8 protein-coding genes and 2 pseudogenes are annotated in these 9,537 nt (G+C 66.2%); 7 read left to right on the top strand and 3 right to left on the bottom strand.

Features of this window, described 5'->3' with window-relative positions; translation table 11 throughout:
- Together C8K36_RS24330 and C8K36_RS24325 are read right to left on the bottom strand one after the other, a co-directional pair.
- A pseudogene (locus tag C8K36_RS24330) lies at positions 1 to 154 on the bottom strand (pyridoxal 5'-phosphate synthase lyase subunit PdxS); the annotation flags it as partial.
- Between the two features lie 48 nt (positions 155 to 202).
- Entirely contained in the window at positions 203 to 796 is a 594-nt protein-coding gene (locus tag C8K36_RS24325; RefSeq protein ID WP_107987580.1) for a TetR/AcrR family transcriptional regulator, read from the bottom strand.
- 372 nt (positions 797 to 1,168) lie between these two features.
- On the opposite strand from C8K36_RS24325, the gene C8K36_RS24320 reads away from it, so the two are divergent.
- The 7 genes from C8K36_RS24320 (at position 1,169) to C8K36_RS24290 (ending at position 9,339) form a co-directional block, all read left to right on the top strand.
- The gene (locus tag C8K36_RS24320) at positions 1,169 to 2,392 is read left to right on the top strand and encodes a DegT/DnrJ/EryC1/StrS family aminotransferase (protein WP_107987579.1); all 1,224 of its coding nucleotides are present in this window, start codon (positions 1,169 to 1,171) and stop codon (positions 2,390 to 2,392) included.
- Positions 2,393 to 2,672: 280 nt separating this feature from the next.
- The gene (locus tag C8K36_RS24315; protein ID WP_107987582.1) at positions 2,673 to 3,908 is read left to right on the top strand and encodes an amidohydrolase family protein; all 1,236 of its coding nucleotides are present in this window, start codon (positions 2,673 to 2,675) and stop codon (positions 3,906 to 3,908) included.
- On the top strand, positions 3,905 to 4,765 hold the full coding sequence (locus C8K36_RS24310) for an SDR family NAD(P)-dependent oxidoreductase (protein WP_107987578.1): 861 nt from the start codon (positions 3,905 to 3,907) through the stop codon (positions 4,763 to 4,765). The genes C8K36_RS24315 and C8K36_RS24310 overlap by 4 nt, the downstream gene beginning before the upstream one ends.
- Positions 4,762 to 5,625 (top strand): amidohydrolase family protein, encoded by an 864-nt coding sequence (locus C8K36_RS24305; RefSeq protein WP_107987577.1) that lies wholly within the window; start codon positions 4,762 to 4,764, stop codon positions 5,623 to 5,625. Before C8K36_RS24310 ends, C8K36_RS24305 begins: the two co-directional genes overlap by 4 nt.
- A 6-nt stretch (positions 5,626 to 5,631) precedes the next feature.
- The gene (locus C8K36_RS24300; RefSeq protein ID WP_107987576.1) at positions 5,632 to 7,833 is read left to right on the top strand and encodes an acyl-CoA dehydrogenase; all 2,202 of its coding nucleotides are present in this window, start codon (positions 5,632 to 5,634) and stop codon (positions 7,831 to 7,833) included.
- Positions 7,830 to 8,702 carry an SDR family NAD(P)-dependent oxidoreductase gene (locus C8K36_RS24295; RefSeq protein WP_107987575.1) on the top strand — a complete coding sequence of 291 codons (873 nt, stop codon included), beginning with the start codon at positions 7,830 to 7,832 and terminating at the stop codon, positions 8,700 to 8,702. Before C8K36_RS24300 ends, C8K36_RS24295 begins: the two co-directional genes overlap by 4 nt.
- A gap of 19 nt (positions 8,703 to 8,721) precedes the next feature.
- Positions 8,722 to 9,339, top strand: a complete 618-nt coding sequence (locus C8K36_RS24290; protein ID WP_258195584.1) for a TetR family transcriptional regulator — start codon at positions 8,722 to 8,724, stop codon at positions 9,337 to 9,339.
- A gap of 48 nt (positions 9,340 to 9,387) precedes the next feature.
- Here the strand turns inward: C8K36_RS24290 and C8K36_RS25355 are convergent.
- Positions 9,388 to 9,537, bottom strand: a pseudogene (locus tag C8K36_RS25355) (3-ketosteroid-9-alpha-hydroxylase); the annotation flags it as partial.

The following is a 9,537-nucleotide window of genomic DNA, read 5'->3' as shown; positions in this document are numbered from 1 at the left end:
CCTCGGCGATCTTGGCCTGCTCGGCGGTGACCACGTCCATGATGACGCCGCCCTTGAGCATCTCGGCCATGCCCCGCTTGACGCGTGCAGTGCCGACCTGGGCGAGCGACGCGACGGGGGATGACCCAGTGGGGGTGGTGTCAGAAGTGCTCACGGTTCGATCCGTCCTTTGCTGGAAAAATTGGAGGAGTGAGAGAAAGGCTCAGCGCTCGGGGTGTGCTGCCATGCCGTCGAGGAATACGGAGATGCAGTCTTCGGAGAGTTCGCCGAGCGTGTAGGTGTCGTCGGGCCTGCGCCAATAGACGGTGAACCACACCGAGTCTCGGAGAAAGCGGTGGAACACCCTGGAGGGCACGTCCTTCCGGAGAACCCCGGCGTCCTTGCCTGCCTCGATGGCATCGAGCCAGATCGTCTGGATCTCGTCCGCGAGCGCATTCGCTTCGGTGAAGTCGCGCAGCTTGCGCAGATTGGGGAACTCCGCGTGATAGACCTTCGTCGCGTCGGGGCGGACGGCGCCCATCGCGAGGGATACGTCCACGATCGCCTTCACTCGGGCGCGTGGCTCGAGCTGTTCGAGCCCGGCCGCCCGATAGTTTGCGAGGAGATCCGACAGAAACGCGGTGACCAGCTCGTTGACGATCGCGCCCTTCGACCGGAAGTAGTGGTAGAGCGCGCCCGCGTTGATGCCGACCTCGTCACCGATCTCTCGCATCGAGGTTCCGGCGATCCCGCGCGCGGCGAACAGGACAGCGGCGGCGTCGAGTATTTCGGACCGCCTGTCGTGGGCTTCGGGCACGCGCGTTCCTTTCCTATTGAACAATCATTCAAACCATAGTGCTGCCCGGTGCGGCCGGTCAAAAGCGGGCCGCCGTGGGTGCCGTGACCGGCGCCTACGCCCCTGTGCAGCGTAATCGCGTTCCGTCTTGACTGCTCCGAGTAGCCGTTCTATATTCGCCTTGAATGAACGTTCAATGAGCGCCATTCGGATATGAAGGTGGTTGTCGCGAGCGCGGGCTCGCTGCCGCACCTCCACCTCAGCCTGCGCGAACGGTGAAGGTGTTCAAAGTCTTCCGCGGCCGTCTGCGCTGCGATCGCCACACGAGGGCGTGTGAGGTGTCGAAACCCGACACCGCCGGACGCCTTCCGAGAAATCAACCGAGGAGATCCCATGACCAGGGTTGTCTACGCCCGAAGTGTTCACGATGAGGCCGAGATCGATGCGTGTCTCGAGGTGTTGCGGGGCGGCCCGTTCGCCCTCAAGATCGGCAAGAATGTTGCCGAGATGGAGCGCAGGGTTGCCGATCTCTACGGCAAGAAGCTTGGCCTGATGTGCAACTCGGGTTCGTCCGCGCTGTACCTGGCACTCGAGTTGCTCGACCTGCCGAAGGGCTCCGAGGTCATCACGTCGCCGCTGACGTTCTCCACGGACGTCTCGCCGATCGTTCGCGGCGGCTGGATTCCGGTGTTCGTCGATGTCGAGCCGGACACGTACAACGTGGATGCGTCCAAGATCGAGGCGCTGATCACCGACAAGACCAAGGCGATCCTGGTCCCGAACCTTGCGGGCAATGCCCCGGACTGGGACGCCATCCGCGAGATCGCCGACCGTCACGACCTCAAGGTCATCGAGGATTCGTGCGACTGCATCGGAACGACCCTGAACGGCACCAAGACCGGTTCGCGGTCCGATATCACCGTCACCAGCTTCGCGATGTCCCACATCATCACATGCGCCGGCAACGGCGGCATGGTCTGCCTGGACGACGAGAAGCTGCGTGACAAGGGCCTGATGCTGCGGCGCTGGGGTCGCCGGTCGGAGCCGCACCTGTTCGGGTCCGAGCAGGCGCGGACCGGGCGCGTGTTCCGTGAGAGCCTCGACGGCGTCGCGTACGACAACGACTTCATCTTCGACGTCCTGCCGTGGAACTTCGAGCCGTCCGAGCTGGGCTCCGCGTTCGGTCTGGTTCAGCTGAGCAAGCTCGACGTGAACTACAAGCGCCGGCACGAGATCTTCGATGCGTTCACCGCTGCCTTCGGCGCCTACCCGTCGCTGTTCCGTCTGCCCAAGCCGCTCCCGGGCTTCTACACCGCGTGGCTGTGCTATCCCGTCACGATCCGCGAGGATGCCGGCTTCGAGCGTTCGGACCTGCAGGAGTCGCTCGAGGGTGCGGGTATCGACACTCGAACGGTGTGGAGTGGCAATGTCACCCGCCACCCGATGATGCGCAATGTCGAGTACCGCACCCCGGAGGACGGCCTGCCCTTCGCGGACGAGGTGTTCGAGCGCGGTATGTCCCTCGGGATGAGCCACGGCACCACCGACGAGGAACTCGATCACGTGGTGGCGAGCATCCACGCATTCGCGTCCAAGTTCGTCGCGCCGCAGGCGTAGTGCCGCAGTTGTAGTGACGCAGTTGTAGTGCCGTAGTCCTAGTGCGCAGGTAGGAGACGTTTTCCGCCAGCGCAGCCTCGCCTCGCACCCGAGCCCCCGACTTCCGAGTCGGGGGCTCGTTGCGTTCTCGGGCGTCCGCGATCCCGGCCCTCCTGGGTATGGAACCTGGTTCTACATCATATCGAGACTTCGGCTTGACATTCGGCCCTACCTCGCTAATCTCGAAGGCAACGAGATAGAACACGGTTTCATATCGAGAGTCAGATCAGGAGTGCCCATCGTGACGAACGAAACGCCCTACATCCTCATCTCCGCGGACAGCCACGCCGGCGCCGATCACGCCACCTATCGCTCGTACCTCGAATCGAAGTGGCACGCGGAGTTCGACGCGTGGCGCGGGAAGTACAAGAACCCCTACCGCGACCTCGTCGACGACGGCCGAACCCGCAACTGGGACAACGAGCGTCGCCTGCGCGAGACGCAGGGCGACGGCACGGTCGGCGAGGTGTTGTTCCCGAACACCGTCCCGCCCTTCTTCCCCAGCGCGGCCGTGCTGGCGGGTCCGCCGCGGGCCGAGGACTTCGAGAAGCGTCTCGCGGGTGTACGGGCACACAACCGCTGGCTGAAGGATTTCTGCAACGACGCTCCCGCCCAGCGTGCCGGCGTTGCACAGGTGTTCCTCAACGACGTCGACGAGGCGGTCAAGGATGTCGAGTGGGTCAAGGAGAACGGGCTGCGCGGCGGCATCCTGCTGCCGAATCTGGCGCCCGACATCAAGTGGGTCAAGCCGCTGTACGACCCCGAGTACGACCGGTTGTGGAAGGTCTGTGAGGACCTCGGCGTGCCTGTGAACAGCCATGCCGGAACCGGCCTGCCCGACTACGGCCGCTACAAGACGTCGTCGCTGCTCTACATCAACGAGGTGGGCTTCTACTCGATGCGTCCGCTGGTGCAGATGATCCTCTCGGGTGTCTTCGAGCGCTTCCCGAAGCTCAAGTTCGCCGTCTCCGAACAGGGCTGTGCGTGGGCGCCGGATCTGATGCGTCAGCTCGACACCGTCGATCTGCGAGTCAAGCGCACCGGGCGGATCGGCGAGCTGTTCTACAGCGAGGACGAGCAGCTTCCGCTGCGTCCGAGCGAGTACTTCCGGCGCAACGTGTGGGTCGGCGCGACGATGCCGTCGGCTCAGGACATGGCGTCGCGCGACACCCTCGGCGACGGCAAGTTCATGTGGGGCAGCGACTACCCGCACAACGAGGGCACCTACCCGTTCACACGCGAGTGCATCCGCCAGGTGATGCACGACGTGGACGAGGCTGAGCTGCGGAAGTTGTTCGCGGCGAACGCTGCCGAGCTGTACGACTTCGACCTGGATGCGCTGGCCCCGCTGGCAGCGAAGTACGGACCCACGCCGTCCGAGGTCGCGCAGCCGCTCACCGAGCTGCCGGACGAGCCGAACGACGTTCTGCTGCGTGAATCCTTCGCCAAGCAACTCGAGGCGGAGCTCAGCGTATGACGGGCCGTCTGGAGGGGCGGCGGGCGATCGTCACAGGCGCCAGCCGCGGCATCGGCGCCGGTATCGCCCGTCGTCTCGCGGCGGAGGGCGCGGCCGTCGCGATCGTGGCTCGCACCGTCGACGAACCTGATCGCGGGTTCGAGGGCACGCTGGCCGAGACCGCGCGTCTGATCCGTGAATCCGGTGGCACGGTCGCGATCGTGCCGGCCGCGTTGGAGGACGTCGACTCCCGTGCGCGGATCGTCCCGGAGGCGGAGCAGGCGCTGGGGGGACCGATCGACATTCTGGTCAACAACGCGGCGGCCGCAATCTTCCAGCCACTGCGCGATTACCCGGCCAAGAGAGCGCACCTGACGTTCGAGGTGAACGTCCATGCGCCGTTGGACCTCGCACAGCGGGTCATTCCCGGGATGCGTGGGCGGGGCGAGGGCTGGATCGTCAACATCACCAGTGGCACCGCGCGGATCCGTCCGGTGGAGCCACTGCCGTCAGGAGAGACGGATCTGGACGCCGACATCCACGGCACCAGTCTGTACGGCATGAGCAAGGCAGCGCAGGACCGGATGACTGCCGGTCTGGCCGCCGAGTTGAACGGCACCGGGATCCGGGTCAACGCAGTGCGTCCCCGTTCGGCGGTCGCCACTGCCGGCGCGATGACGGTGGCGTCGAGCATGGTCGGCTCGCAGTGGTTCGTCCCGGAGTCGCTCGAGGAGATGGTGGAAGCGGTGATGTGGTTGTGCGATGTGGCGCCGCACTACACCGGCAACGTCGAGGCGAGCCTGGACATCCTCGAACGTGAGAAGGTCACGGTTCACGGCCTTGACGGCAGGCCTGTCGCGAAGGAGCAGAACGCATGACGCCTTACGACGGTATCCCGATCGTCGACACGCACATCGGGTTCCGCGAGGCCGGGTACGACGAGTACGCCTTCATCACACAGCAGACGAAGGACCGGCAGAGCCGCGACCAGTTCAGCATGCCCGCGCAGTACATGTTCAAGGGTGTTCCGGACCTCGAGACCGACGATCCGATCTCGGTGACGTTGCACCAGATGGACAAGCACGGCATCGAGATCGGCATGGTCAGCATGGCCAAGGAGTCCGGGCAGCGCGCGGTGCGAATGTTCCCGGACCGGTTCGTGCCGCAGGGTTCCGCGGTAGACCCCAACGACATCATGGGCACGCTCGACCGGATGACTCGGGAGTACGAGGAGTTCGGCATCGTCTCGGTGAGTTCGTTTGCGGCAGGCACATTCCCGCAGGTCGCGCTCAACGCCCCACAGATGTACCCGATCTACGCCAAGTGCGTGGAACTGGACATCCCGATCTTCGCGTGTGCCGGCATCGCGGGACCGCGCCTCAAGTCCGCCGTCCAACACGTCGAACTCATCGACGACGTGATGTTCGATTTCCCAGATCTGGTATTCGTCACGCGGCACGGCTGTGAACCGTGGGAGGATCTGGCGATCAAACTGATGCTCAAATGGCCCAACCTCTACTACTCGACCTCCGCGTTCGCGCCCAAGCACTACCCCACGGCGATCGTCGACTACGCAAACACCCGCGGCGCCGACAAGATCGTCTACGCCGGATACTTTCCGGCGGGACTGAGCCTGGATCGCATCTTCGGCGACATGCCGCACGTGCCGTTCAAGGACGAGGTGTGGCCCAAGTTCCTGCACGAGAACGCCCGCAAGGTGTTGAAACTGAAAGGTTGATCGGACATGCCGATCGGTATCGGAGCAGACCACGCCGCACTCGCCGACACACTCACGCGGTTCGCCGCGAGGGAGACACCGGTGGAGCGGACCCGCACACGGCTCGAGAACCTCGGCCGGGGTGAGCGGCCGGCCCATTGGGATGGGCTCGTGAGCATGGGAATTCTGTCGTTGCACCTCGCCGAGGAATACGACGGCGCGGGCGCGGGCCTGCTGGAACTTGCGGTGGCGCTCGAACAGTCGGGGTACGGGCTCATCCCGGGCCCGTTGCTCCCGACCGTGACCGCGAGCGCCGTGGTCCAGGCCCACGGAACCGACGCCGCACGTAAGGCGCTGCTGCCACGATTCGCGGCGGGTGCGATCGGCGCGTGCGGTCTCGAACCCGGAACCGTCACGCTCGAGGGTGACGGCGACGACATCGTCGCGTCGGGCGTCACGGCGCCCGTCCTCGGCGCGATCGGCGCCGACATCCTGGTGCTGGCGGGCCAATGCGGTGAGAAGCCGGTGTGGTTCGTGGTCTCCTCCGATGCGGACGGTGTCAGCCGGGTCTCCGAGGAGGGCGTCGACCTCACTCGTGACATCGGACGGATCCATCTGTCGGAGGCGAGGATTCCCGCGGATCACATCCTCGGTGCTCTTCCGGAGGAGGTGGCGTCCCTCGCGGCGGTGCTGCAGTGTGCCGAGGCCGTCGGCATCGCCCGCTGGGCGCAGGAGACGAGCCTGGCATACGCGAAGATCCGCGAGCAGTTCGGCAGGCCGATCGGATCTTTCCAGGCGATCAAGCACAAATGCGCGCAACTGTTCATCCGCGTCGAGGTGATGACGAGCGCGGTGTGGGACGCGGCGACGGCGGCGGACGGCAGCGATCGTGAGCAGGCGGCGCTGGCCGCGGCACGCGCGGCGACCGCGTGTCGCCGTGAGGTCGTGGACGTGGTTCTGGACTGTCTGACGCTGCTCGGTGGCATCGGCAACACGTGGGAACATGACATCCACCTGTACTGGCGGCGCGCGGTGAGCCTTCTCGCCCTCGGAGGCTCGTCGGACGAATGGGCCCGGCGTGCGGGTGAACTCGCGTTGACGACCGAGCGACATGCGGATCTCGGTGTCGAGGACCGGCCCGAATTCCGGGCGCGGATCGCCGCGACCATCGCGGAGGCCGGGCGGCTCGACCCGCAGGCGGCACGCGTGCTGCTGGCCGATCGGGGGTTGGTCTCGCCGCACTATCCCGAGCCGTACGGTGTGGGTGCGGACACGGCGGGCCAGTTGATCATCGCCGAGGAGTTCGACCGCGCCGCGATGACGCAGCCGACAACGGTCATCGGCGAGTGGGCGCTACCGTCGATCCTCCAGTACGGGACGAGCGAGCAGATGGAACGCCTGGTCGCCCCGACGTTGCGCGGCGAGATCATCTGGTGCCAGTTGTTCTCCGAACCAGGTGCGGGCTCCGATCTCGCGGCGTTGACGACATTCGCGACGAAGGTCGACGGCGGCTGGCGTATCGACGGCAGCAAAGTGTGGAACTCCAAGGCACACGAGGCGCATTGGGGCATCTGCCTGGCCCGGACCGATCGTGAGGCGCCCAAGCATCGCGGCATCAGCTTCTTTCTCGTCGACATGAACGCGACGGGCGTCGAGGTGCGGCCGCTGCGAGAAGCGAACGGCGACAGCATGTTCAACGAGGTGATTCTCGACGGGGTCTTCGTGTCGGACGCCAACCTGGTCGGCGCGCCGGGGGAGGGCTGGAAGGTGGCCCGCACGACCCTCGCGAACGAGCGGGTCGCGATGGGTAATACGCCGGTCGCGGGCAAGTACCGCTTCGATCCGGTAGCGGTGGTTCGCTCTCTGGATCCGGCGCGGCAACGGGACGCGCTACCGGCACTCGGGCGGATCACTTCCACCACCGGTGCGCTCGACGCGCTGGCGCACCGCAGTGTCCTCAAGCGACTCTCCGGCCTGAATCCCGGCGTGGAGGCGAGCGCTCTCAAGGCCGCCTCCGCGACCCATATCACCGAGGCGACGGCGCAGGTGCTCGAGTGGTTCGGGCCGGATGCCGCCGTCGGCAGCTTGGGCGCCGAGGTGATCGGTGGCGGGCGCGCGGCCAAGGCGTACCTGTCGACGCCGTCGCTGCTCATCGGCGGTGGCACTCTCGAGATCCAGCTCAACGTCATCTCGGAGCAGATTCTCGGGTTGCCCAGGGAGCCTCGATGAGCGCACGGCCCCTCGACGGCCGGGTTGCGATCGTCACCGGAGCGAGCGAGGGACTCGGCCGTGCCGAAGCCCTCGCCCTCGCGGGGGCCGGCGCGCGCGTGGTGATGAATGCGCGCAGTGAGCGCGTCCACGACGTCGCCGACGAGATCCGACGAGCCGGTGGCGACGCCGTCACGGTAGTCGGAGACGTGGGGGATCAGTCCACGGCCGAGCGCCTCGTCGACTGTGCCGTCGAGGCGTTCGGCGGTCTCGACATTCTGGTCAACAACGCGGGGATCATCCGGGATCGCATGGTGTTCAACATGTCTCCCGAAGAGTGGGACGCCGTGCTGCGGGTCAACCTCCGGGGCACGTTCCTGACGACGCGCGCCGCGACCGACCATTGGCGGCGGCACTCCAAGGAGTCCGGTGCGCCGGCCTACGCGCGGATCGTTAACACGTCGTCGGAGGCGTACGCGACCGGGCCGCCCGGTGCGGCCAACTACGCGGCGTCGAAGGCCGGTGTCGTGGCGCTGACGCTGTCGACCGCGCGTGGGTGTGGTTCGTTCGGAGTGCGGGCGAACGCGATCTGTCCGCGCGCACGCACCGAGATGACCACCGACGTGTTCGGTGACGCACCGGAGGCAGGCGAGGATCCGCTGTCCGTGGAGAACGTCACCCCGCTCGTGGTCTACCTCGCCTCTCCGGACGCGGATCCGATCACCGGACGCGTCCTCGTGGCGTATGGCGACCGCATCGACGTGATGTCGGCGCCGACCGTCGAATCGAGTCTCCGCTCGGCATCGCGGTGGAGCCAGGACGAGTTGCACGACGTCCTCGGCGGTCACTTCGTCCGTCAGGCGGCAACGGGCCAGGTTGTGGTGGGTTGACGACCGCTAAGCTGGACGTGTGAGCGAATCCGTTGCCGCGCCGCTGAGCCCCGACGACATGACCGACGCCCAGCGGGAACGTCGGCGGCACCTGCTCGACACCGTCATCGCGATGCTCGGCGAGACGAGTCCGGACCGGATCCAGATGCGCGAGGTGTCGGATCGGTCGGGGGTCGCGCTGGGCACCCTCTATCGGTACTTCCCTGCCAAGCAGCATTTGCTGGCGGCGTCGATGGCGGCGTGGAACGACATTCTCGCGGATCGACTCGTCGAGGAGCGGGCCGCGGGCACACGCGGTCGGGCACACGGTTCGGTCCTCGAGCGGGTCATCGACCTCTACACGCGACAGATGAAGGCATTTCAGCGTGGCCCGAACTTCGCGCGTCTCGAGGTGGAACTGCAGACCTCCGACGACGCCTACGTCCGCGACACGCTCGACGAGCGATCAGCGGTCAACAGGAAGGCGCTGTTCGAGTTGATGGACGGTGTGCCCGCCGAACGAGCCCGGCTGGCTTCACTGTCGATCGGCAGCACGATGCTCAACTCTCTCGTCCTGTGGACGACCGGGCGGATCGGATTCCCCGAGGCCCTCCGAAACGTCCAGGACGTGAGCCGGCTGGTTCTCGGCGACCAGTAGTGGATACGGATACGGGCCGCGGGGATTCCGCGGCCCGTACCCGTATCTTCAGTTCGACGAGACGATTTCGGTTGCTCGACGCTCGAGATTCTCGGCGACCTCTCGCCGCCAGGCCGCGACCGGCTTGGTGGTGTCCATCTCGAACTCGAACCGGTTGGTCATGTCCGGGGTGATGTCGGCGACGTCGACGTAGAACTG

The organism is Rhodococcus sp. OK519 (genome assembly GCF_003051005.1).
In the GTDB taxonomy this organism is placed as follows: domain Bacteria; phylum Actinomycetota; class Actinomycetes; order Mycobacteriales; family Mycobacteriaceae; genus Prescottella.
This window is presented reverse-complemented; position numbering and strand designations above follow the sequence as displayed.

What these genes read in the sequence shown, in the direction of transcription:
- C8K36_RS24305 (WP_107987577.1), top strand. Translation starts at nt 4,762, where the DNA reads ATGACGCCTTACGACGGTATCCCGATCGTCGACACGCACATCGGGTTC.
- C8K36_RS24310 (WP_107987578.1), top strand. Translation starts at nt 3,905, where the DNA reads ATGACGGGCCGTCTGGAGGGGCGGCGGGCGATCGTCACAGGCGCCAGC.
- C8K36_RS24320 (WP_107987579.1), top strand. Translation starts at nt 1,169, where the DNA reads ATGACCAGGGTTGTCTACGCCCGAAGTGTTCACGATGAGGCCGAGATC.
- C8K36_RS24295 (WP_107987575.1), top strand. Translation starts at nt 7,830, where the DNA reads ATGAGCGCACGGCCCCTCGACGGCCGGGTTGCGATCGTCACCGGAGCG.
- C8K36_RS24300 (WP_107987576.1), top strand. Translation starts at nt 5,632, where the DNA reads ATGCCGATCGGTATCGGAGCAGACCACGCCGCACTCGCCGACACACTC.